The following is a 23,984-nucleotide window of genomic DNA, read 5'->3' as shown; positions in this document are numbered from 1 at the left end:
TGTGTTTGGATGTCTCTTTCCCGGGCGAGCGAAAAATTGTGATAAAGACCAAATTGCCATCATTCTTCCTTCGCAGCGTTGTCGTCTTTATGTAATCTTCGTCCAAGCGCTGCGCAGCGGTTTCAATGAGCTAATGTTAGGTCGGATGTCTCTGTTTATCCCCCGAATTTCGGTTAAAAACATGGGCTTCGCAACCTTCAAGGATGTATGGCATGCCGCAATTGCATCGAGCTCTTGTTTTGATCGGGTTGCTGTTGTTGGGTCACAACGCTTGTGCGCAGAAGTTGCGCCTGGTTGCGGATGGCTGGCCGCCCTTTACCGACTCCACGCTGGTCAATGGTGGCCTGGCGACCGATATCGTCAGTACCGCCCTGGCGCGTGCCGGTTATGCGACCGAGTTTGAACAAGTGCCTTGGGCCCGGGCGATGCTGGGCATCAGCGAGGGGCGTTATGACGTACTGGTCAACGCCTGGTACAGCGAGGAGCGCACTCACATAGGCCAGTTCTCAGCCGAGTACCTGCTCAATCGCGTGCGTTTTCTCAAGCGCAAAGACGCTCCGATCCAGTTCGACAGTCTGCAACAGCTATATGACTACCCCATTGCAGTGGTTCGCGGTTATGCCTATTCCAAGACGTTCGATGAGGACCAGCAAATGCAGAAGGTCCCTGTGCATAACTTCGCGATGGCGGTGCGCATGGTTGCTGCCGATCGCGTGAAGTTGACCTTGGAAGATGAGTATGTCGCTCGTTATTACCTGGCCCGCGAATCGCCCAAGGTGCGCAATTCCGTGGAGTTCCTGCCCAAGCCGTTGAGCGAAAACAGCCTGCATATCCTGGTCAGCCTGAAGAATCCGGAGCATGAGCAGATCGTGGCGGGGTTCGATCGGGAGATCGCGGCGATGAAGGCGGATGGGAGTTATGCGCGGATCCTGGAAATGCACGGTATGTGAGCAGGGTTTGCGCTGCCCTTGCTGGCCCCATCGCGATGGGGCCGGATTGAACACCCCATCCCTCAGGCTTCGCTAGTATCCTTGATGAGATGCGCCGCCAGGGTCCGCAACGGTCCGAGCTGACGGCAGATCAACGCTAACTGCGTCTGCACCAGTCGCTGGCCCTCATCGATTTCGTCAGGCATCTGCTCAAGTTCGTTGGCCAGGGCCTCTTCCTCGTCACTCTGGATCATGATCGACGTTTTCGTTGCCAGGCCCTGGGCGATTTCGTCGATGCTGGAGGCCAGCTTCACCCCCGCGCCGTCTATCAATTGCTCGCGCACATCCGTCGGCAGTTCGGTTCCCCGGTGGGCGCCCAGGCCCGACAGGTAGCTGAGCAAGGTGTGGGACAGCACCAGGAAGCGGAACCCGACGTCGGCTTCCTTACGGAAGTGCCCCGGCTCCATCAGCATGTTCGCCAGCGTCGTGGACAACGCAGCGTCGGCGTTGTGGGCGTTGCGTCGGGCCAGGCGATAGGCCAGGTCGTCACTCTTGCCGGCGGCGTATTGCTGCATGATCTGGCGCAGGTAGATGCTGTTGCAGGTCAGTGTGTTGGCCAGGACCTTGTTCAGTCGGCGGCCCTGCCAGTCCGGCAGGAAGAGGAACACCGCCAGGCCGGCGATCAGGCTGCCGAGCAGGGTATCGAACAGCCGTGGCAGCAACAGCCCGTAGCCGTCGCCGACCTGGTTGAAGCAGAACAGCACCATGATGGTGATCGCGGCCGTCGCCAGGGTGTAGCGGGTCGTGCGATTGGTGAAGAACACCACCCCGGCGGCGATGGCGAAGCATGACTGCACCAGAGGGTTGGGGAACAGGTCGAACAGCGCCCAGGCCACGGTCAGGCCAATGGCGGTGCCGATGATTCGCTGGCCGAGTTTGCGTCGGGTGGCGCCATAGTTGGGCTGGCAGACGAACAGCGTGGTGAGGACGATCCAGTAACCCTGGGACGGGTGAATCCAGTGCACCATCGCGTAGCCAACGCTCAGCGCCAGGGGCAGGCGCAGGGCATGACGGAACAGCAGCGAGGTCGGCGTGAGCTGCGTGCGCAGGCGTAGCCAGACATCCTTGAGGTTGCGCGGCGAGCGGTCCAGCAGGCTGCTGTCAGTGGCGTCGGCCAGGGCGTCAGGGTTGCTGGCGTCGCTGAGCAAGCGGTCAAGCGTACCGAGGTTCGCCGACAAGGCCCGCAACGAACGCAGCAGGCCACGCCAGGCCGGATTGCTCTGGATGCGCAGGTGCTCCAGAGACGCGTGCAGGTCGTTCGAGGCCTCGGCGAAGCGATCATCGTAGACGAACGGCTGACGCATCTGGATCGACTCGGCCAGCGCCTGGCAGGCCTTGCCTTGCTGGCGCAGCAGGCGCTGGCAGCGGAACAGCACGTCGCTGTGAAAGAACGCCTCGGCCAGGGCGTTGTAGGGATAGTGGGAGGAGCTGGCACGCTCATGGATGTCCTGGGCGAGAAAGTACAGCTTCAGGTAACGGCTGACCTTCGAGCCCGGCCGGCCGTTGCCGACGCGGTGCAGGATGATTTCCTTGGCCGCGTTGAGGGCCGCCACTACGCGGCCATTCTGTTGGGCCAGTTCCAGGCGTCGGGCTTCGATATCCAGTTGACGGACCGGTTCGAGCAGCGACGACTTGAGTTTCAGGTAGCGCCCCAGCTCGCGGAACAATCGCGCCAGGCTCTGTTGCACCGGCTGATTGGAAAACAAGACATGCCACAGCACCGAGAGCATGCCGTACCACGCGGCGCCGGCCACCAGCAGCAAGGGTTCGTGCCAGAAATCGGTGACCGCGCCACCGCGCTGGTCCACGCCGATCACGGTATAGACCGACAGGATCAAGGTGGCCGAGGCAATCGCGCCATAGCGCTCGCCCAAGGCCCCGAGCATGGTCAGGCCGAAACTCGCCAGGGCGAGGGCGACGATGAACAGGATGGGGTAGGGAAACAGCAGCTCCACCGACAGCGCCGCGACGGTGAAGCAGACCAGGGTCACGGCGAGCGCGTTGAGGCGGCCCTGCCAGTTGTCGTCGGTCTCGGCCAGGGCGCTGGCGATGATGCCCAGGAACAAGGGAATCAACAGGGTCATCTCATCCAGGTACCAGCACAGCGCCATGCTGCCGGTCAGGGCGATGAACACCCGCACGCTATAACTGAACTTATCCAACGCCCAAAGGCGACGCAGAGACTGACGAAACGAGGTCGATGACATGAAATGCAAGGGCCTGACGGGCGATGACACTAAATTGAGGCAGTAATGACGCCGACGCAATGGCGGCGATCACTTCTGACAGCAAAAAGTGTTCCGTCGTCCGACACTTAACCCTGTGGGAGCGAGCCTGCTCGCGATGGCGGCGTGTCAGTCAATTCATTACCAACTGAACCACAGCTATCGGGGGCAGGCTCGCTCCCACAAGGTGCCACATGTTTACAAGTAGTCAGACGTATTGTGCGGCCGCATAACCCGAAGCCCAGGCCCACTGGAAGTTGAACCCGCCCAGGTGGCCGGTGACGTCCAGCACTTCGCCGATGAAATACAGCCCGGGGCTTTTCAGCGACTCCATGGTCTTGGACGAGACTTCCCGTGTGTCGACACCACCCAGGGTGACCTCGGCGGTGCGATAGCCTTCGGTGCCGGCCGGGATGACGTTCCAACTCGCCAGTTTCTCGGCAATGTCCGCCAGTTCCGCGTGGGTGTACTGCTTCATGGGTTTGGAGATGAACCAGGTATCCGCCAGCAGGTTGGCCATTTTCTTGGTGAACAACTCGCCCAAGAGGGTTTTCAGCTCGCTGTTGGGGCGCTCGGCCTGTTGCTGTTGCAGCCATTGGGGCACGTCGTGGTCCGGTAGCAGATTGATCTGCACCGTATCCCCCGGTTCCCAGAATGACGAGATCTGCAGGATGGCCGGGCCACTGAGGCCGCGGTGGGTGAACAGGATGTTTTCGCGAAAGCTCTGGTCGTTGCAGCTCACCAGGCAATCGACCGATGTGCCCGAGAGTTCGGTGCACAAGGCCTTGAGCTGATCGGTAATGGTGAACGGCACCAGGCCGGCGCGGGTTGGCAACAACTGATGGCCGAACTGCCTGGCGACCTGGTAGCCGAAACCGGTCGCACCCAGGGTCGGGATCGACAGTCCGCCGGTGGCGATCACCAGGGACTGGCAGGCGATGGCGCCGAGGGTGGTCTGCAGCAGATAGCCGCCGTCGGTTTTCTCGATGTGTTCGATCGAGGTGTCCAGGTGCAGGTTGACCCCGACCTGTTCGCACTCGTCCAAGAGCACGCCGAGAATGTCGCTGGATTTGTTATCGCAGAACAACTGGCCGAGTTTCTTCTCGTGATACGGCACGCCGTGCTTGGCCACCAATGCGATGAAATCCCACTGGGTGTAGCGGGCCAGGGCCGATTTGCAGAAGTGCGGGTTCTGCGAAAGGAAGTTGCCCGGCTCGGTATACATATTGGTGAAGTTGCAGCGCCCACCGCCGGACATGAGGATTTTCTTGCCGGCCTTGTTGGCATGGTCCAGCAACATCACCTGCCGCCCGCGCCCCGCGGCGGTCAGCGCGCACATCAACCCTGCGGCGCCAGCGCCAATGATCACGACTTCGGTAGAGCGCAAAACGGTGTCCTCTCAGCTTTCTCACGATCGTGCCCGCGCTCTGCGTGGGCATGCATCCTGTGACGCTCAGCGTCACGCTTGACAGCAAGGGACGCGGAGCGTCCCGGGGGGCATTCCCACGCAGAGCGTGGGAACGATCATCCTCAGAGGATGCGCACCCGCAACGAGCGGCCCTTGATCTTGCCTTCGTTCAGGCGCTTGAGGGCCTGTTTGGCGATCCCGCGTTCCACCGCGACGTAAGCCTGGAAATCGAAGATCGCGATCTTGCCCACCTGGGTGCCAGGGATGCCCGCGTCGCCGGTCAGGGCACCGAGGATGTCGCCGGGGCGAACCTTGTCCTTGCGACCGGCGGCAATGCACAGGGTGCTCATGGCCGGCAGCAGCGGGCCGCCACCCTGGGGCTTGAGGTTGTCCAGCTGGTCCCAGCTCAGCGGCGCCTTCTGCAATTGTTCGATGGCCTGGGCGCGATGGGCTTCGGACGGCGCCACCAGGCTGATGGCAACACCGGTTTCCCCGGCGCGGCCGGTGCGGCCGACGCGGTGGATATGGATTTCCGAGTCCCGGGCCAGTTCGACGTTGATCACCATGTCCAGGGCATCGATATCGAGGCCGCGGGCCGCCACGTCGGTGGCCACCAGCACCGACGTGCTGCGGTTGGCGAACATCGCCAGCACCTGGTCGCGGTCGCGCTGTTCCAAGTCGCCATGCAGGCCGACGGCGGAAATGCCTTTGGACGTCAAGTGGTCGACGGTTTCCTGGACCTGCTGCTTGGTGAAGCAGAACGCCACGCAAGAGGCCGGGCGGAAGTGCGCCAGTACCTTGACCACCGCGTCCATGCGCTCCTCGGGAGAGATCTCGTAGAAACGCTGCTCGATCTGTGCGTCGGAATGCAGTGCCTCGGCTTTCACCTGTTGCGGGTCACGCATGAACTTGGACGACAGTTGCTTGATGCCCACCGGGTACGTGGCGGAGAACAGCAGCGTCTGGCGACGCTCCGGGGTCTGCTGGATGATGTCTTCGATGGCGTCGTAGAAGCCCATGTCGAGCATGCGGTCGGCTTCGTCGAGGATCAGTGTGTTGAGGCCATCGAGTACCAGCGAGCCTTTGCGCAGGTGCTGCTGAATGCGTCCCGGTGTGCCGACAATGATGTGGGCGCCGTGTTCGAGGGAGGCGATCTGCGGGCCGAAGGAGACGCCGCCGCACAGGGTCAGGACCTTGATATTGTCCTCGGCACGGGCCAGGCGGCGGATTTCCTTGGCGACCTGGTCGGCCAACTCGCGGGTCGGGCACATGACCAGTGCCTGGCAGCCGAAGTAGCGCGGATTGATCGGGTTCAGCAGGCCGATACCGAACGCCGCGGTCTTGCCGCTGCCGGTCTTGGCCTGGGCGATCAGGTCCAGGCCCTTGAGGATCACCGGCAAGCTTTGCGCCTGGATCGGCGTCATCTGGGCATAACCGAGGGATTCGAGGTTAGCCAGCATGGCGGCGGACAGCGGCAAAGTGTTGAAAGCGGTGGCAATGGTGGTCACGGGACAGGCCTGCAAAACAAAATGTCGCGCAGTGTAGCAGCCTCAGGCCACTTTCTTCGAAAGTTCTGGACGAGCTGTGCGAGCCATGGGGCGCTTGGAAGGCCGGGTGATTAACCTGTGGCGAGGGGATAATCCCCTCGCCACAAAAGCTTACCGAAGCCACTCAAGCTTGGGTTAATGCTCGATATGCTCATCGTGACGTTTCTGCCGCCGCCCATCCTGCTTCGACAACTGGGAGAAAATCGTCGCCGCCAGCATCGCCATGACCCCCACCGTCACGAACGTCAGCTGGAAGGCGCCCAGCACCGTGTCGACCCCATCGTTACCCACCTGGGCCGTGAAACCGCCAAGCAGGGCGCCGGCACAGGCGACGCCGAGGCTCAGGGACAGTTGCGCCACCACGGACAACAGGCTGTTGCCGCTGCTGGCGCTGGCATCGTCCAGGTCGATCAGCGTCACCGTGTTCATTGCCGTGAATTGCAGCGAGTTGATCGCCCCCAGCACTGCCAGTTGCGCCAACAGCAGCCAGTACGGGGTCTGTTCGCTGACCAATCCCATGCTCGCCAGCATCACGCCCAGGGCCAGGGTGTTTCCGGTCAGGACGATGCGATAGCCCAGGCGCTCGATCAGTGGCCGGGCCACGGATTTGGCGACCATGGCCGCCGCCGCCAGGGGCAGCATGCTCATCCCGGCCTGGGACGGCGAATAACCGAGGGCCACTTGCAGCAGTAATGGCACCAGGAAGGGCAGGGCACCGCTGCCCAGACGGGCGAACAGATTGCCAAGGATGCCCACGGCAAAGGTCCGGGTCTTGAACAGCGACGGCGCGAACAGCGGATTCTCGACGTGTCCGGCCCGCAGCCAATAAGCGGCCAGGCAGGCCATGCCGCCGAACAGCAGCAACATCACTCGCAGGTGCGGCAAGTGCAGTTCGCCGAGGCCCTCCATGGCGACGGTGATCAGCACCATCGCCGCGCCGAACAACAGGAAGCCCACGCCATCGAAGCGGGTGCGCTCGCTGCCGCGCAGGTCGGGAATGAATTTCCATACCGCGTAGCAGCCGATCACCCCCACCGGCAGGTTGATGATGAAGATCCAGTGCCAGGTCAGGTATTGCACCATCCAGCCGCCCATGGTCGGGCCGATCAACGGGCCGAGCAGGCCGGGAATGGTGATGAAACCCATGATCCGCACCAGCTCCGAGCGCGGATAGGCCCGCAGCACCACCAGCCTGCCCACCGGCAGCATCAGTGCGCCGCCCAGACCCTGGATGATCCGGGCGCCGACCAGCATCGTCAGGGAACTGGACAAGGCGCACAGCAGTGAGCCGAAGCTGAACAACAGGATCGCGCCGAAGAAGATCTTCTTTGTGCCGAAGCGGTCGGCGATCCAGCCCGAGGCCGGGATCAGCAGCGCCACGGTGAGCATGTAGGCAATGATCACGCCCTGCATGCGCAGCGGGTTCTCCGCCAGGTCACTGGCCATGGCGGGCAGGGCGGTATTGAGGATCGTCCCGTCGAGGGACTGCATGAAGAAAGCGATCGCCACGACCCACGGAAGCCAGCGGGCGGTGGTTGCGTCGAGCGGTGCACGGTTGGGCATGGGGCCTCTTGCTGGGTTTCAGGGTATTCGTGGTGGCTATGTCGCGGGCAAGCCTTGCTCCCACAGGGTTGGGTAGTACCTGTGGGAGCAAGGCTTGCCCGCGATGCTTTTTACAGGGTCAACGTCAAGCGCTTGACCAACGCCCCCGGCAACAGCATCGAGGCCGTGGCCCGCTGGCTGTAGGTGCTGGCCGAGAGCAGAAGTTCCCGCTCCCGGGTCAGGCCTTCGAGTTGCGAGCCGAGCAGGCTGTAGACGCTGTCATCGAAGCGCATGGTGCTGACCGGTGCCTGGATCTGGCCGTTCTCGACCCAGAACGTGGCAAAGCGGGTCATGCCGGTCATGCGAGCCGCTGGCTGGTCCGAGTAGTTCAGGTACCAGAGGTTGCTGATGTACAAACCGGTGCCGAGGCGCTCGAGAATGTCTTTCTGCGCCAACTGGCCTTCCTGCATGACCAGCGCCGAGGGGTATTCGTAGCTGCTCGCGCCGTTGGCGGTGAGGCCGTATTCGGCGGCGCTGCGTGAATTGACCAGCCGGGCGTTGGCCGTGCCCTTGGCGATCAGCGTCAGGTCGTCGCGCGGATAACCTTCATCGGAAAACGCCGGGCTCAAGGAACCGCTTACCTGCTCGCTCAGCCCCACGGCGGGGCTGAAGGTGGACTCGTCGGCGTAGAATTTCTGCAACGGGCTCTGTTTGCTGGCAATCGCCCGGGCCGAGAACCCGCCCCAACTGAGCATGCCCATGATCTCTTCCAGCGCGGCCGGTGCCAGGTAGGCGCGATACTCACCGGGTGGCAGTGTGCGCAGCGGCCGGCCGAGAAACGCCAGTTGCTCGCGGGCCTGGGCAAAGCGCTTGGCAAATCCTTCGCTGCTCCACTCATGGCCGGCGTAGCTGGCTTTCACCGCCTGGCCGTTTTCGTGGAACAGGCTGAAGTCGAAGTTGAAGCTGTTGGCCTGATGCCAGCCAAACGCCCCCGAAGAACTGGCGAAACCGCGGCTGATGGGGCCGGCGGCGTAGATCCCCACCAGGTCCAGGCCTTCGGCGGCCCGGGTGATTTCGGCCACGGCCTGTTCGGTCTCCGGCAGCGGGTGGTCCTGTACATTGTTGCTCTGCCAGTGATTGTGGTTGAGCAGCAGATAAGGATCCCGCGGCAACAGCGGCAGGGTATCGCGCAGTTGTTGCAGGCCTTCGCTCAAGCGTTGCAGGTCGGTATCGATCTCGCCGGACAGGGTGATCTGCAGATCGGCATGGCGCCCGTCATTGATCAGCTTGAAGCTCACATTGGCCTGCTGCACCTGACCGGCCTGGCGCACCTTGCCATGGTTGAAGCGCACGAAGGCCGAGGATTCCGCGGCGTAGCCCAGGGTGAATTGTTCGGTCCCCTGCAACGCAGCGTGTAACCAGTCGACCAGTGTCTTGAACGCCCCGGCCTGATTGTTGACAGTACTCATCAAGCGTCCCCCCCAAACACATCAACCTTGCTGAACACGCAGGCCGGCGACGCATGGCCGACGCGGATGACCTGGTTCGGCTCGCCCTTGCCACAGTTCGGCGTGCCCAGCACCTGGGAGGTACTGGCATCGCCCACGGCCCGCAGGCTCTTCCAGAATTGCGCGGAAATGCCGCGGTAGTTGGGATTCTTCACCACGCCCTTGAGCTCGCCGTTCTCGATCAACTGGCCCCATTCGCAGCCGAACTGGAATTTGTTGCGGGCATCGTCGATGGACCAGGAGCGGTTGGTGCGCATCAGCACGCCGTGCTCGATGCCCTGGATCAACTGTTCCAGGGATTGATCGCCCGGCTCGATGTTCAGGTTCGCCATGCGGTCGATGGGAGGGCGGTTCCAACCGCAGGCGCGGCTGTTGGCGACACCGTCCAGGCCTGCGCGAAACTGTGACAGCGCACCGCCCAATGGGCGCAGCAGCAAACCTTCGCGAATGAGGAACTGCTTGCTGGCGGCGCTGCCGTCGTCGTCATGGCTGTAGCTCGCCAGTTCCTCGGGAATGTCCGGGTCGAACGTCACGTTCAGCAGCTTGGAGCCGTACTGCAAATGGCCGAAGTCGCTGGTCTTGACGAAGCTGGTGCCGGCGTAGTTGCGCTCGTCCCCCAGGATGCGGTCCAGCTCCAGCGGGTGGCCGATGGACTCGTGGATCTGCAGCATCATCTGGTCGGGCATCAACAGCAGGTCCCGCGGGCCTTGCGGTGTGTTTGGCGCCATCAGCAATTGCAGGGCCTGATCGGCGATTTTCGGCCCGGCACCGATGAGGCCGCAACGGCGGATCACATCGAAGCCACCTTGCTGGCCGAAGTTCTCGCGGCCCAGGGTGCGGGTCTGGCTGTCATGACCGTCGAAAGCGGTGACGTCCAATGCCGGGTAGACGAAGCGTTGGGCTTGGCGCAATTCGGCACCGGCACTGTTGAGGTAGATCTGTTCGACCTGGGTCAGGCCGATACTGACCTGCCAGTTCACCAGGCGCTCGTCCTGTGGCACCGCCGCCGATTCGTCGCCGAGTAATTGATAGCAATCGCTCAGGGAGGGGAACGCCTGGTCGAAGTGCGGCGAGAAATAGTCGGCTCGATCGCTGGCAACCGCCTGTTCGCGCAGGTCGAGCAGGGCGTGGGGCTTGAGTCTGCGGGCTTGTTGCTCGGCCCGTTCCAGGGCCGCTTGCAGACCGGCCTGGGACAGGTCATTGGTGGCCGCATAGGCTTCGACACCGTTGACCCGCACGGTGAGCATCGCTCCCTCGTCACGGCCCAGGCTGGGCGGTTCGGCGATGTTCTTGCGCACCGACAGGTGCTGGCCGGACTCGCGCACGTAACGCAGGGAAAAGAATTCAGCGCCCGTGCGCAAGGCAGCAAAACGCTGCTTGAGCTGGGGGTGGAAGTCGAACATGAAACCTCCTTGTCTGGAGTGGCGGTGCAACGAGGTGCGGCGCATTGACGCAGCGGCTCTAGAGTAGGCCTGAGCGGGGGAGGGATCAAGGTAGAGAGGGATACTGAGTGTCAGGGCTACCGCCATCGCGAGCAGGCTCGCTCCCACACTGGATCTTAGTGGTCACAAGAGTTGTGTCCTTCGGAGATCCCTGTGGGAGCGAGCCTGCTCGCGATAGCCGCGCTGCGGTGTTACTGCGCGGCCGGCGCCACTTCACGCACTGGCTTGCCCTTGACCGGTGCATCGCCGGCCACATAGTACGGCGCGGTACTGCGGGGCAGTGGCTTGCGGCCGCGGATCTTGTCGGCGATTTTCTCGGCGATCATGATTGTCGGCGCGTTCAGGTTGCCGGTGGTGATGATCGGCATGATCGAGGCATCCACCACTCGCAGGCCTTGCATGCCATGCACGCGGCCTTCACCGTCCACCACCGCCATGTCGTCGGTACCCATCTTGCACGAGCAGGATGGGTGGAAGGCGGTTTCGGCGTGCTCGCGAATGAACTGGTCCAGTTGCTCATCGGTCTGCACCTCGATGCCCGGGCTGATCTCGCGCCCACGGAACGGATCGAGTGCCGGCTGCTGCATGATCTCGCGGGTCAGGCGGATGCCGTCGCGGAATTCCTGCCAGTCCTGCTCGGTGGCCATGTAGTTGAACAGGATGCTCGGGTGTTGGCGGGGATCCTTGGATTTCGCCTGGATCCGGCCCCGGCTTGGCGAGCGCATGGAACCCATGTGCGCCTGGAAACCGTGCTCCTTCACACCGTTGCTGCCGTTGTAGTTGATCGCCACCGGCAGGAAGTGATACTGGATGTTCGGCCATTCGAATTCCGGACGGCTGCGGATGAACCCGCCGGCCTCGAACTGGTTGCTGGCACCGATGCCGGTGCCGTTGAACAGCCATTCGGCACCGATGGCCGGCTGGTTGTACCAGAGCAGCGACGGGTACAGCGAGACCGGTTGGGTGCAGGCATATTGCAGGTAAAGCTCCAGGTGGTCCTGGAGGTTTTCGCCGACGCCCGGCAGGTCGTGGACTACCGGGATGTCGAGGCTTTCCAGCAGTTTGGCCGGGCCGACTCCGGAGCGTTGCAGGATCTGCGGCGAGGCGATGGCGCCGGAGCACAGCAGCACTTCCTTGCGGGCCCGGGCCTCGACGCGCTCCTCAGCGGCGCCCACCAGGTAACGCACGCCCACGGCACGCTTGCCTTCGAACAGGATCTTGTCGGTCAGGGCATGGGTGACGATGGTCAGGGTCGAACGCTTCTTGGCCACGTCGAGGTACCCGCGCGCGGTGCTGGCGCGTCGGCCATTCGGCGTGACGGTGCGGTCCATCGGGCCGAAACCTTCCTGCTGGTAGCCGTTGAGGTCTTCGGTACGGGGGTAACCGGCCTGCACGCCCGCCTCGACCATGGCGTGGAACAGCGGGTTGTTACCGGGCTTGGGCGTGGTCACGCTGACCGGGCCGTCGCCGCCGTGGTAATCGTTCGGGCCGATGTCCCTGGTTTCGGCTTTCCTGAAATAGGGCAGGCAGTCCAGGTACGTCCAGTCCTCGAGGCCGGGTAGTTTTGCCCAGTTGTCGTAGTCCAGGGCGTTGCCACGGATGTAGCACATGCCGTTGATCAGCGAAGAACCGCCCAGGCCCTTGCCACGACCGCATTCCATGCGGCGGCCGTTCATGTGTGGCTCGGGATCGGTTTCGTAGGCCCAGTTGTAGCGGCGGCCTTGCAGCGGAAACGCCAGGGCGGCGGGCATCTGCGTGCGAAAGTCCAGGCGATAGTCCGGGCCGCCGGCTTCGAGCAGCAGGACGGTGACGCCTTCGTCTTCGGTCAGGCGGGTGGCCAGGGTGTTACCGGCAGAGCCGGCACCAATGATGATGTAATCGAATTCTTGGGACATGAAATGCACCCTCTCTAATTGGGTTCAGGTCAGGGCCGGGGAGTGCTTTGCACTCCATCGCGAGCAAGCTTTGCTCCCACAGGTTTCTGATAGACACAGCAGTTGTGTTACAGCAGATTCCTTGTGGGAGCATGGCTTGCCCGCGATGACGGCCTCGCAGGCACCGCAGAAGCCGGGCTTTAGAACACCGACGCGTAATCGCCCAACTCAACCTGTACCGATTTGATGCGCGTGAAGTTGTTCAGCGAACTGATCCCGTTCTCGCGGCCCACGCCCGATTGCTTGTAGCCACCGACCGGCATCTTCGCGTCGGACTCGCCCCAGGCGTTGATCCAGCAGATACCGGCTTCCAGCTGATGGATGATGCGGTGGGCGCGGTTCAGGTCGCGGGTCACGACGCCGGCGGCCAGGCCGAACTCGGTGTCGTTGGCGCGGCGGATCACTTCTTCCTCGGTTTCATAGGTGAGGATGCTCATCACCGGGCCGAAGATTTCCTCACGCACGATGGTCATCTCGTCGGTGCAATCGGTGAATACGGTCGGAGCGACGAACGCGCCCTTGGCGAACTCGCCGTCGGTCAGGCGCTTGCCGCCACACAGCAGGCGTGCGCCTTCAGCCTTGCCCTTCTCGATATAGCCCAGCACGCTCTCCATGTGGGCGAAACTCACCAGCGGGCCGAAGTTGGTATTTTCGTCCTCAGGGTTGCCGATGCGGATGCGCGCTACGCGCTCGGCGATCTTGGCTTCGAACGCAGCCTTGAGATGGCTTGGCACGAACACGCGGGTACCGTTGGTGCAGACCTGGCCGGAGCTGTAGAAGTTGGCCATCATCGCGGTGTCGGCGGCGCGATCCAGGTCGGCGTCGTCGCAGATGATCAGGGGCGACTTGCCGCCCAGTTCCATGGTCACGTCCTTGAGCGACGAGCTCGAGGCGCTGGCCATGACTTTCTTGCCGGTGTCGGTGCCCCCGGTGAACGAGACTTTCTCGATGCGCGGGTGCTCGGTCAGCCAGGTGCCGACTTCACGGCCGCTGCCGGTCAACACGTTGAAGACCCCAGGTGGGACGCCGGCTTCGGTGTAGATCTCGGCCAGCTTCAGGGTGGTCAGCGAAGTGACTTCGCTTGGCTTGAAGATCATTGCGTTGCCGGCAGCCAAGGCCGGTGCGGACTTCCACAGCGCGATCTGGATCGGGTAGTTCCACGCGCCGATCCCGGCCACGATGCCCAGGGGCTCGCGACGGGTGTAGACGAACGAGGTATCGCGCAACGGGATCTGCTCGCCTTCGATGGCGGGCACCAGGCCGGCGTAGTATTCCAGCACGTCAGCGCCGGTGACGATGTCGACGTAGCGGGTTTCGGAGTAGGCCTTGCCAGTGTCCAGGGTTTCCAGGGCGGCCAGCTCATCGTTGCGCTCGCGCAGGATGTCCACGGCGCGGCGCAGGATCCGCGAGCGCTGCATGGCGGTCATGGCGGCCCAGATTTTCTGGCCCTTTTCGGCACTGATCACGGCGCGTTCGACGTCTTCTTTCGTCGCACGCTGCACTTGGGCAAGCACTTCACCGTTGGCAGGGTTGATGGCTTCGAAAGTGGCGTCGCCGCTGGCATCGCTGTACGCGCCATCGATGTAGAGTTTTTGCAGTTCGAAACGGGCCATAAAGTCCTCGCAAGTGCATAAGTGGTTGGCTGCCCCCGGGCGCGTCTTCTAAAGCTGACTACGCGGTTCGGCGGCGGTTCAGGAGTCGAGCGGTTCTGTGTGCTCTGGTGCCCCTGCCTTGCCCAGTTGGAAATCCATGTATTCGTAAGCGATCCGGTGTGCCTGGGCGGTGTCGAACGCGTCGCCCGACAGCGCCCCACGCAGCCACAAGCCGTCAATCAGCGCAGCCAGGCCCCGTGCCGCACTGCGTGCCTCGTCAAGAGGCAGGACGCGACGGAACTGGCAACACAGGTTGGAATACAGACGGTGATCGTTGATCCGCTGCAACCTGTGCAATGACGGGTGATGCATGCTGGTGGCCCAGAAGGCCAGCCAGGTTTTCATTGCCGGGCCATTGACCTGGCTGGCGTCGAAGTTGCCTTCGATGATCACCTTCAGATGAGCCCGTGGGCTCGAATCCTCAAGTGCCTGACGGCGCGCGGTGACGTTCTCGCTCAGCACCGTCATCAAGTACTGGGCCGTAGCCGCGATCAGGCCGTTCTTGTCCTGAAAGTAGTGACTGATGATGCCGTTCGAGACACCGGCCAAACGGGCGATCAACGCAATGCTGGCGTCCCCCATGCCGACCTGATCGACGGCCTGCAACGTGGCTTCGATCAATTGCTGGCGGCGGATGGGTTGCATACCGACCTTGGGCATTGGGTGCATTTCCTCGGATCATTCGGCGGACGGAGGTTGTCCGGCGGAGCGAGAAACAGTCTATTTTGTTTTGATTGAACGTTCAATCAATAAAAAATCGGACGTACTTCAAGGTTCAAAGATCGCTTTCCGGGAATGCAAAACCCTGTGGAAGCGAGCCCTGTGGGAGCCGAGCTTGCTCGCGATGGAGTCGACACGGTTCAACTGCAAACCGCGTCATCGTTCATCGCGAGCAAGCTCGGCTCCCACAGGCTCGCTCCCACAGGGTTGAGGTTTAGCCCAGGTTCTTGCCGAGCAGCGCGTGGTACAGCTCGCTGTCGCCGAGGATCCCGACCACTTTCTGGTTATCGTGGAGCACCAGTTTGTTACCGGTCTGGTAGCGGATCTGCAACGCGTCGCGCATGCCGATGTTGGAGTCCACCAGCGTCGGGCGACGGCCCAGGCCTTCGACGGGTTGCCCCTGGACCCAGTTCTGCAGGTCCAGTGCCGCGCCGTTCTGGCGTGCACCCTTGATGGTGTTGCCTTCGGCCAGGTCGAGCCAGGAGTCGCCACCCGGATCCAGGCACACCGAACCGTTGATGCGCTTGCAGTTGTCCAGGGTGCGCATCAGGCTGCGGCCGCACAGGACGTTGAGCGGGTTGGTATGGGCGACGAAGGTGCGCACATAGTCGTCCGCCGGGTTCAACACGATTTCTTCCGGCTTGCTGTACTGGATGATCCGGCCATCTTTCATGATCGCGATCCGGCTGCCCAGCTTCAGGGCTTCGTCGAGGTCATGGCTGACGAACACGATGGTCTTGCTCAACTTGCGTTGCAGCTCCAGCAGTTCATCCTGCAGGCCTTGGCGGATCAGCGGGTCGAGGGCCGAGAACGGTTCGTCCATCAACAGGATGTCGGCATCCATCGCCAGGGCGCGGGCCAGACCGACCCGTTGCTGCATACCACCGGACAATTCGTCGGGCTTCTTGTTACGCCACTGGGCCAGGCCCACCAGCTCAAGTTTCTCGTCCACCAGCTTGCGCCGTTCCTTTTCCGGACGGCCCTGCATTTCCAGGCCGAAGCTGATGTTCTCGCGCACCGTCAGCCAAGGCATCAGGGCGAATTTCTGGAACACCATGGCGATGCGTTTGGTGCGCATCATCTTCAGTTCGGCGGGGCTGCAGGAGGCGATGTCGATCTGCCGGCCTTCATGCTCGACGAACAACTTGCCACGGCTCACGGTGTTCAAACCGTTGATGCAGCGCAGCAGGCTGGATTTGCCGGAGCCGGACAGGCCCATCAATACGCAGATTTCGCCTTTCTCGATGTCCAGGCTGGCTTTTTCCACGCCGACGATTTGCCCGGTTTTCTTCAGGATTTCGTTGCGGGTCATGCCCTGGTCGAGCAGTTTGAGGGCCTCGCGTGGATCTTTGGCGAAGATCACATCGACCTGATCGAAGCGGATTATGCTCATGCGTCACCCCCTGCTTTTGCGTCGGGTTGTTTGCAGATACGGTCGAGCATGATCGCCAGCAGTACGATCGCCAGGCCGGCTTCGAAGCCCAGGGCGATATCGGCGGTGTTCAGTGCGTTGACCACGGGTTTGCCCAGGCCGTCGGCGCCTACCAGTGCGGCGATCACCACCATCGACAACGACAGCATGATGCATTGGGTGACACCGGCCGCGATGCTTGGCATCGCATGGGGCAGTTCGATACGCGACAGGAGCTGGCGACGGGAGCAGCCAAAGGCTTTGCCGGCGTCCATCAGTTCTTCCGGAACGTCGCAGATGCCCAGGTAAGTCAGACGGATAGGCGCGGCAATCGCGAACACCACCGTGGAGATCAGGCCCGGGACCACACCCAGACCGAAGAGGGTCAGGGTAGGAATGAGGTAGACGAAGGTCGGTACGGTCTGCATCAGATCGAGTACCGGACGCATCATGGTGTAGAACATCGGCTTGTGCGCGGCAACAATGCCCAGCGGCACGCCGATCACGACGCAGACCAGGGTGGCGAACATCACCTGGGCCAGGGTTTCCATGGTTTCCTGCCAGTAACCCAGGTTGAGGATCAGCAGGAATGAGGCAATGACGAATACGGTGAGGCCCCATTTGCGCTGGATGAAATGTGCCAGCAGGGCAATGAGGCCAATCAAGGCCAACGGGTTGAACCAGGTCAGCGCAAATGTCACGCCGTGAATCATCGTTTCCAGGAACAGTGCGATTGCGTCAAAGGTGCTGGCGCCATGTTGCGTCAACCATTCGACGAAGCCCGCAATGTACTGGCCCAAGGGTATTTTCTGATCAATCAGCATGGTAGTGAACGTCCGCATGCAAGGGATAAACAGCCCGGGCGGGTGAACCCGCCCGGCATAACTATTACTGTGCGAGCTTGGCTTTCACGGCTTCCAGGCCAGGTTTACCGTCAATGGTGGTCACGCCAGCGAGCCAGGTATCGAGTACCTGTGGGTTTTTCTGCAGCCACGCCTTGGCGGCAGCTTCAGGCTTCATCTTGTCGTCCAGGACGTTGCCCATCAGTTTGCTTTCCATGTCGACCGTGAACTCGAGGTTCTTCAACAGCTGGCCAACGTTGCTGCATTCCTGGGTGTAACCCTTGCGGGTGTTCGTCGCCACGGTGGCGGCGCCGAAGTCCGGACCGAAGAACTCGTCGCCGCCGGTCAGGTATTCAATGCTGAAGCGGGTGTTCATCGGGTGTGGTGCCCAGCCGAGGAACACCACGTCGGTGCCGCGCTTGGAGGCCCGGTCGACCTGGGACAGCATGCCCGCTTCGCTCGACTCGACGACCTTGAAGCCGGCGTCCTTCAGGCCGAAGGCGTTTTTGTCGATCATGCTCTGAATCAGGCGATTGCCGTCGTTGCCCGGCTCGATGCCGTAGATCTTGCCGTCGAGTTCCTTCTTGAACTTGGCAATGTCGGAGAAGTCATGCAGGCCTTTGTCGTACAGGGCCTTGGGCACCGCCAGGGTGTACTTGGCGCCCTTGAGGTTGGTGCGCACGGTTTCCACGGTGCCGGCGTCGCGGTAGGCCTTGATGTCGTTTTCCATGGTCGGCATCCAGTTGCCGAGGAATACGTCCATGTTCTTGCCGTCGGCCAGGGACTTGTAGGTCACCGGCACGGAAATCATGGTGGTCTTGGTCTTGTAGCCGAGGGCGTCAAGAATCACGCTGGTGGTAGCGGTGGTCACGGTGATGTCGGTCCAGCCGACGTCGGAGAAGTTAACAGTGCTGCACTGTGCGGGTTCAGCAGCGTTGGCCAGCATGGGAAGACTCAGCATGGCGGCCAACAACAACGACTTGGAACCTTTCATGAGTGGACTCCTGGTGTTTTATCGGCGGTGTCCGGTCGGATAACCGCGCTTTGTATTGGGTGTTGCGGTTGGGGCGCGTGAACACTGTCTTGACACGCGGCCTTGAAAACGAGCCGTAACCGATCATGTACCAGTGCAAATCTGTCGCCTACAGGGTGAGTCGTATCCAGTACAGGGAGGGTCGCATCCAGTGTTGGTGACGTCGTTTACAGATTTTTTCCGCCTCCGGCAGGTCTCTGACACGCAAAAAAACGGCGTAAAACCCCGTCATGAGACCGACGGCGTTGGTGGGCATAATTGCGTCGGTGTCAGACGTCGACCCTTCAGGCAAAAACCGGATGATGCGGCCATCCCGGCGTTGAGCGTAGCAGCTCCGTCACCGGACGCTCCTGCGCCCGGATATGCCCGTTCTGGAGGTTCTAGGCAATGGCAATCAGTGTGTTCGACCTGTTCAAAATCGGTATTGGCCCGTCCAGTTCTCACACGGTCGGCCCGATGCGCGCCGCGGCGCTGTTTGTCGAGGCGTTGCGGGCAAAGGCACTGCTGAACGACGTGTGCCGGGTCGAGGTGCAGCTCTATGGTTCGCTGTCGGCCACTGGCATCGGCCACGGTAGCGATACCGCCGTCATCATGGGCCTGATGGGCGAATGGCCAGATGCGATCGATCCGTCGCAGATTGCTCCGCGCATCGCACTGTTGCGCGAAACCGAAACCCTGCAATTGGACGGTCGCTTGCCGGTGCCTTTCGTATGGGCCCGGGACATGCGCCTGATCGACGAAAACCTGCCGTTCCACCCCAATGCCATGACGCTGGTGGCCGAAGGCGCCAGCGGTGAGCTGTTCCGCGACACCTATTATTCGGTCGGCGGCGGCTTTGTCGTCGATGAGGCCCAGGCCTCCAGCGGCGTAGCGGATCTGGACACCACCCAGCTACCTTACGATTTCTCCAGTGCCGAAGAACTGCTCACACTGTGTCGCACCCACAACCTGCGCGTAGCCGAACTGATGATGGCCAACGAGAAGGCCTGGCGCTCTGAGGAAGAAATCCGCAGCGGGCTGATGAAGCTCTGGCGGGCCATGCAGGAATGTGTCGAGCAGGGTCTCAAGCATGAAGGCATCCTGCCTGGCGGCCTGAACGTGCGCCGGCGTGCGGCCAAGTTGCACCGCAGCCTGCAAGAGTTGAACAAGCCGAATGTCATCGGTTCGACCCTGAGCGCGATGGAGTGGGTCAACCTCTTCGCCTTGGCGGTCAACGAGGAAAACGCCGCCGGCGGGCGCATGGTGACGGCGCCGACCAACGGCGCGGCGGGGATCATTCCGGCGGTACTGCACTATTTCATGAAGTTCAGCGAGGCCGTTACCGACGCCAACGTCGTGGATTATTTCCTCGGTGCGGCGGCGGTGGGCATCCTGTGCAAGAAGAACGCTTCGATTTCCGGTGCCGAAGTCGGTTGTCAGGGCGAAGTGGGCTCGGCCTGTGCCATGGCGGCAGCGGGCCTGGCGGAGATCCTGGGGGCCACGCCGGAGCAACTGTGCAACGCGGCGGAAATCGGCCTGGAACACAACCTCGGCCTGACCTGTGACCCGGTGGGCGGTCTGGTCCAGGTGCCCTGCATCGAGCGCAACGCAATCGCTGCGGTAAAAGCGATCAATGCGGCGCAGATGGCGCTGCGCGGTGATGGCCAGCATTTCATCTCCCTCGACCGGGTGATTCGCACGATGCGCGATACCGGCGCCGACATGCACGACAAGTATAAAGAGACGTCGCGCGGTGGGTTGGCGGTCAGTGCCGTGGAGTGCTGATAGAAGCGTTGTGGCGAGGGGATAAATCCCCTCTCCACAAAAGCCCCCGAAACTGCTCAATAAATGAACATTACGCCGTAAACCCGCCACTTTTTAGCGCGTCGCAATCAGATAAGACTCGTTCGTCGGGTTAGCCGTTGCGCAGCTATCAACCGTTCGTCCACCGCGCTTGGGGTGACACTGTTCCGAAAGTGGCGCAGCCCAGTTCCCACAAGTGCTACCGAAGTGCTCACTGCCCGCAGTGACAGGCGCCAGCCGCCCTTGATGACCCCGATAATCCACACTCGATATGCGCCTTATATAGACGGCTCGGCATGTCGTTTTCAGGATTTATTGAATACGTATTCAAGTTTAGGCATGGCAATTGCTCTATCAATATAAAGCCCGTCTCCTGTGTAGAGACCGAGGGCAATCACCAATAAAAAGAGCCTCCGCCTGAGGCCATCACCCGCTTTGTGTGAGGAGATACCGCGATGACGTCGACCCACTCCGGGGCTCAACCCCAGAACCGTGCGCCTCAGTCCATCGGCTTTTTGCTGCTGGACAATTTCACGCTGATTTCCCTGGCGTCCGCAGTGGAACCTCTGCGCATGGCTAACCAGCTATCCGGTCGCGAGCTGTATCGCTGGACCACCCTCACCGTGGATGGCGGGCAGGTCTGGGCCAGTGACGGTCTGCAGATCACCCCGGACGCTTCCATGCACAAGGCGCCTGCCCTGGATACTGTCATCGTCTGTGGCGGCATCGGCATCCAGCGCACCGTTACCCGTGAACACGTGTCCTGGCTGCAAGGCCAGGCCCGCCAGTCCCGTCGCCTTGGCGCGGTCTGCACCGGCAGTTGGGCACTGGCCTGCGCCGGCCTGCTCGATGGATTCGATTGCAGTGTGCACTGGGAATGCCTGGCAGCGATGCAGGAAGCCTTCCCGCGGGTGTCGATGAGCACCCGCCTGTTCACCCTCGACCGCAACCGTTTCACCAGCTCCGGCGGCACCGCGCCGCTGGACATGATGCTGCACCTGATCAGTCGCGATCACGGTCGTGAACTGTCGGCGGCCATCTCGGAAATGTTTGTCTATGAGCGCATTCGCAACGAGCAGGATCACCAGCGTGTGCCGCTCAAGCACATGCTCGGCACCAACCAGCCGAAGTTGCAGGAGATCGTCGCGCTGATGGAGGCCAACCTCGAAGAGCCGATCGACCTGGACGAACTGGCGGTGTACGTCGCCGTGTCCCGGCGCCAGTTGGAGCGGCTGTTCCAGAAATACCTGCACTGCTCGCCATCGCGCTATTACCTCAAGCTGCGACTGATCCGTGCACGGCAACTGCTCAAGCAGACGCCGATGTCGATCATCGAAGTGGCATCGGTGTGCGGCTTCGTCTCCACGCCGCACTTCTCCAAGTGCTACCGCGAATACTTCGGCATTCCACCGCGTGACGAGCGCGTCGGTTCCAACACCACGCAACAAGTGGCGATGATGCCGCTGCCGCAGGCCCTGGTACTGTCGCCGTTGTCCGGTCCGCTGTCGGCGTTGAGCCAGGCGCGTAACGAGTCGACGTTTGCCAGCGTGAGGCTGTAAACCGAGGCGTCCTCATCGCGAGCAAGCTTTGCTCCCACAGGCATGTCGATAAACCTGTGGGAGCAAAGCTTGCTCGCGATAGATTTTTTCAGGCGCTGTGGTTCTGCTGGTATTGCGCCAGTGCCGGCAACAGCTGCTTATCGATCGCCTGGCGCACGGCCGGCAGGATGGTGGCGCTGCTGGTGTACATCTCCTTGACCATCCGCCGCAGCTCATTGGCGCGAGCCTTGTCCAGGCCGCGCACCGCACATTCGCAGGCCTGTTCGGCGGTAGAACCGCTGGGTATCTGAAGGCCGAGAGCCTTGAGCTGGCCCAGCAGGTCTTCCTGGTCGATCAAATCGGCGTGCATCATGACGCTTTTCCTTGTTCATGGATGAGGGCGTGATCCGATTCTGGTAGCCACCCGAAGCGGCGGCAAGGGCAAATCGTCGCGATGACCTATATGGCTATGAGCGTGTCGTTTTCGGCTAACTGACGCTGATCGGGACTGGGCACACTGGCCTCAAGCTGAATCACGATGGTTTGGTCACCCTCGCGCTGACAGCTCCTCCAGTAACGCCTCCTGCCCCGATCATGTCACGGCTTGATCGGGGATTTTTTTGCCTGCGTGTCTGGTGCCGACGCCATCGCGAGCAGGCGCGGTCTAGCGCTGCAACACCAGGATCCGCGACAGCAACTCATCCCGATCCACATAACAGCCTTGGAAATGCCGCGCCCCGGTGGCCGGGTCGAAGGCGTTGCGGGCGTGGAGGGTGCGGCGGTTGTCGAAGCACCACAGCTGGCCGGGCTCCAGCCGCTGTGTCAGGCGAAACGACGGTTCGCGGGTCAGGGCGATGAAGCGTCGATAGGCACGATAGAGGCTGGGCATCTGCTCGACCGAGGTGTCGAACGGCCCGCGCAGGAAGTTCGCCATGCGGATTTCCGCAACCTGCCCCAGCGCATCCAGCGCGATGATGGGCGCCAGGCAACGATAGTCGCTGTGGCGGTCCTTGTTGCGAAACTCTACCGGGATCTCGCATAGCACGGCAAAAACCTCGGGGTCTTCCTGGCGCAGGGCTTCGGCAATGGCGAAACCGTCGACGAAAATGCTCTCGCCGCCCTCCGCGTCGTTGACCAGGCAGTGCAGGAACTGCAATCCCGGTTGCAATTCCCGGGTCGGCAAGTCGCTGTGCAATGGCAGGTTGAAGGCGGTGTAGGCGTTGCTGTCGGCATCGACCTTGGATTGCACATTGAACAGCACGCCGAAGTTGCTCTCGCGGATGAACGAGATGCGCTGGGCAAGCTGTTTCAGTGAACCGGGTTCGGTGGGCACGCCGCGGACCTGGGTCAGACCGATGTCCCGTACCGCCAGCAGCCATTGCAGCAGTGCGCTGTCATCCTCCATCAGCGCCGGGTAGTCGAATACCGGCAATTGCAGATCGTGTTTCCAGAGTTGGCGCTTGGCCTTGCCCGCCAGGCGCTCGGCTCTGGATTCATCATCGTAGGCGTGGGCGCGCAGCCAGCCCGGATCGAAACGGCTTTGGTGGCCGTCCTGCCAATCCACCCACAGGCTGCCTTCGTCGTCGAGGCGAATCGCGCCAAGCGCCAGGTCTTCAGGCACATCGACAATTTCCAGCACCTGTTCCCGGGTAACGGTATAGACGCAGTGGGGGCAGGGGCAGTTATCCCGCAGCCATTGATGATGAAACGGGCTGATCCGGCCGTCGGCCCAGGTGACCTGGATCCGGTCGGCGAAAGGGCTTGCCGCAGTCAACGCGCAGACCCAGGGGTAGCGACGGAAGTCGGCAATAGCGGCGGCGGTGTTCATGGCGATCTCCTTTTCGAGGCTTAACGAGCAGGGGGCAGGGCGATGACCCGACCGATGCAGGCCGACGGTGGCAGGTCGGACTGTTCGCTGATCAAGGCCTTGAGTTTGCCCAGGGTAGTCTCCATGAAGGGCGCCGAACGCGGGCCCGCCAGATCGACGTGCAGCAGCATCTGCTCGTTGCCCGCCAGCTCCTTGTCGCCGCCAACCAGGTGCAGGCTGTGGTAGAGGTGCAGGCGCTTGGCGTCGTGACCGATGATCTGCGTATGCACTTCGACGTTGGCGTCGACCTTCACTTCGTGCAGGTAATTGAGGTGCAGTTCGAGAGTGAACAACGAGTGGCCGCTGGCGTCGCGGTTCTGGCTGTCCATGTCGAGCATGTCCATCAGCGCGTCGGTGGCGTAGCTGAAAATCAGCAGGTAGTAGGCGTCGCGCAGGTGGCCGTTGTAATCGACCCACTCGGGGCGGATGTGGGTTTGGTAGGTGGTGAGGGTGGGCATGGTTCAGGTTCCGACAATTATGTTGGCTGGGCGGACGCTATCGCGAGCAGGCTCGCTCCCACAGGGTTCTACTGAGTGAAATCAAC

General features: G+C 62.0%; 18 protein-coding genes. 3 read left to right on the top strand and 15 right to left on the bottom strand.

Annotated features, from left to right (window positions below; translation table 11 throughout):
• Window positions 1–212: 212 nt before the first annotated feature.
• On the top strand, window positions 213–950 hold the full coding sequence (locus tag CGA22_RS04870) for a substrate-binding periplasmic protein (protein WP_041022568.1): 738 nt from the start codon (window positions 213–215) through the stop codon (window positions 948–950).
• Between the two features lie 62 nt (window positions 951–1,012).
• Here the strand turns inward: CGA22_RS04870 and yccS are convergent, their stop codons facing one another.
• The 12 genes from yccS to CGA22_RS04810 all read right to left on the bottom strand — a co-directional run bounded on the left by yccS (window position 1,013) and on the right by CGA22_RS04810 (window position 18,214).
• Entirely contained in the window at window positions 1,013–3,196 is a 2,184-nt protein-coding gene (yccS, locus tag CGA22_RS04865; RefSeq protein ID WP_041022567.1) for a YccS family putative transporter, read from the bottom strand.
• A 226-nt stretch (window positions 3,197–3,422) separates the two neighbouring features.
• Window positions 3,423–4,601 carry an NAD(P)/FAD-dependent oxidoreductase gene (locus tag CGA22_RS04860; RefSeq protein ID WP_041022566.1) on the bottom strand — a complete coding sequence of 393 codons (1,179 nt, stop codon included), beginning with the start codon at window positions 4,599–4,601 and terminating at the stop codon, window positions 3,423–3,425.
• A 143-nt stretch (window positions 4,602–4,744) separates the two neighbouring features.
• Window positions 4,745–6,082 (bottom strand): ATP-dependent RNA helicase DbpA, encoded by a 1,338-nt coding sequence (gene dbpA, locus CGA22_RS04855; protein ID WP_231995077.1) that lies wholly within the window; start codon window positions 6,080–6,082, stop codon window positions 4,745–4,747.
• 222 nt (window positions 6,083–6,304) lie between these two features.
• Window positions 6,305–7,732, bottom strand: a complete 1,428-nt coding sequence (mdtD, locus tag CGA22_RS04850; protein ID WP_188258495.1) for a multidrug transporter subunit MdtD — start codon at window positions 7,730–7,732, stop codon at window positions 6,305–6,307.
• 110 nt (window positions 7,733–7,842) lie between these two features.
• Window positions 7,843–9,180, bottom strand: a complete 1,338-nt coding sequence (locus CGA22_RS04845) for a TldD/PmbA family protein (RefSeq protein WP_041021827.1) — start codon at window positions 9,178–9,180, stop codon at window positions 7,843–7,845.
• On the bottom strand, window positions 9,180–10,622 hold the full coding sequence (locus tag CGA22_RS04840) for a TldD/PmbA family protein (protein WP_041021826.1): 1,443 nt from the start codon (window positions 10,620–10,622) through the stop codon (window positions 9,180–9,182). The genes CGA22_RS04845 and CGA22_RS04840 overlap by 1 nt, the downstream gene beginning before the upstream one ends.
• A gap of 230 nt (window positions 10,623–10,852) precedes the next feature.
• Complete coding sequence (gene betA / locus CGA22_RS04835; protein ID WP_041021825.1) at window positions 10,853–12,556, bottom strand: choline dehydrogenase; 1,704 nt, start codon at window positions 12,554–12,556, stop codon at window positions 10,853–10,855.
• A 179-nt stretch (window positions 12,557–12,735) separates the two neighbouring features.
• On the bottom strand, window positions 12,736–14,208 hold the full coding sequence (betB, locus tag CGA22_RS04830; RefSeq protein WP_041021824.1) for a betaine-aldehyde dehydrogenase: 1,473 nt from the start codon (window positions 14,206–14,208) through the stop codon (window positions 12,736–12,738).
• A 78-nt stretch (window positions 14,209–14,286) separates the two neighbouring features.
• Complete coding sequence (gene betI, locus CGA22_RS04825) at window positions 14,287–14,907, bottom strand: transcriptional regulator BetI (protein WP_041021823.1); 621 nt, start codon at window positions 14,905–14,907, stop codon at window positions 14,287–14,289.
• Window positions 14,908–15,181: 274 nt separating this feature from the next.
• A complete protein-coding gene (choV, locus tag CGA22_RS04820) occupies window positions 15,182–16,360 on the bottom strand; it encodes a choline ABC transporter ATP-binding protein (protein ID WP_041021077.1) in 1,179 nt (392 codons plus the stop codon).
• The gene (choW, locus tag CGA22_RS04815; RefSeq protein ID WP_041021078.1) at window positions 16,357–17,202 is read right to left on the bottom strand and encodes a choline ABC transporter permease subunit; all 846 of its coding nucleotides are present in this window, start codon (window positions 17,200–17,202) and stop codon (window positions 16,357–16,359) included. The genes choV and choW overlap by 4 nt, the downstream gene beginning before the upstream one ends.
• 64 nt (window positions 17,203–17,266) lie before the next feature.
• Window positions 17,267–18,214, bottom strand: coding sequence for a choline ABC transporter substrate-binding protein (locus CGA22_RS04810; RefSeq protein WP_041021079.1), 948 nt, complete (start codon window positions 18,212–18,214; stop codon window positions 17,267–17,269).
• 426 nt (window positions 18,215–18,640) lie between these two features.
• On the opposite strand from CGA22_RS04810, the gene CGA22_RS04805 reads away from it, so the two are divergent.
• Both CGA22_RS04805 and CGA22_RS04800 read left to right on the top strand, forming a co-directional pair.
• Complete coding sequence (locus tag CGA22_RS04805; protein WP_041021080.1) at window positions 18,641–20,017, top strand: L-serine ammonia-lyase; 1,377 nt, start codon at window positions 18,641–18,643, stop codon at window positions 20,015–20,017.
• A 473-nt stretch (window positions 20,018–20,490) separates the two neighbouring features.
• Window positions 20,491–21,594, top strand: coding sequence for a GlxA family transcriptional regulator (locus CGA22_RS04800; RefSeq protein WP_024776554.1), 1,104 nt, complete (start codon window positions 20,491–20,493; stop codon window positions 21,592–21,594).
• Window positions 21,595–21,682: 88 nt separating this feature from the next.
• Here CGA22_RS04800 and CGA22_RS04795 read toward each other — a convergent pair whose 3' ends face one another.
• The 3 genes from CGA22_RS04795 to CGA22_RS04785 all read right to left on the bottom strand — a co-directional run bounded on the left by CGA22_RS04795 (window position 21,683) and on the right by CGA22_RS04785 (window position 23,898).
• Window positions 21,683–21,946: a hypothetical protein gene (locus tag CGA22_RS04795; RefSeq protein ID WP_024776555.1), complete on the bottom strand. Its 264-nt coding sequence runs from the start codon at window positions 21,944–21,946 to the stop codon at window positions 21,683–21,685.
• A 291-nt stretch (window positions 21,947–22,237) separates the two neighbouring features.
• Window positions 22,238–23,401 carry a gamma-butyrobetaine dioxygenase gene (locus CGA22_RS04790; RefSeq protein ID WP_041021081.1) on the bottom strand — a complete coding sequence of 388 codons (1,164 nt, stop codon included), beginning with the start codon at window positions 23,399–23,401 and terminating at the stop codon, window positions 22,238–22,240.
• Window positions 23,402–23,421: 20 nt separating this feature from the next.
• On the bottom strand, window positions 23,422–23,898 hold the full coding sequence (locus CGA22_RS04785) for a thioesterase family protein (protein WP_041021082.1): 477 nt from the start codon (window positions 23,896–23,898) through the stop codon (window positions 23,422–23,424).
• Window positions 23,899–23,984 lie beyond the last annotated feature (86 nt).

Source organism: Pseudomonas sp. PSB18 (genome assembly GCF_014596565.1).
Lineage (GTDB): Bacteria > Pseudomonadota > Gammaproteobacteria > Pseudomonadales > Pseudomonadaceae > Aquipseudomonas.
This window is presented reverse-complemented; position numbering and strand designations above follow the sequence as displayed.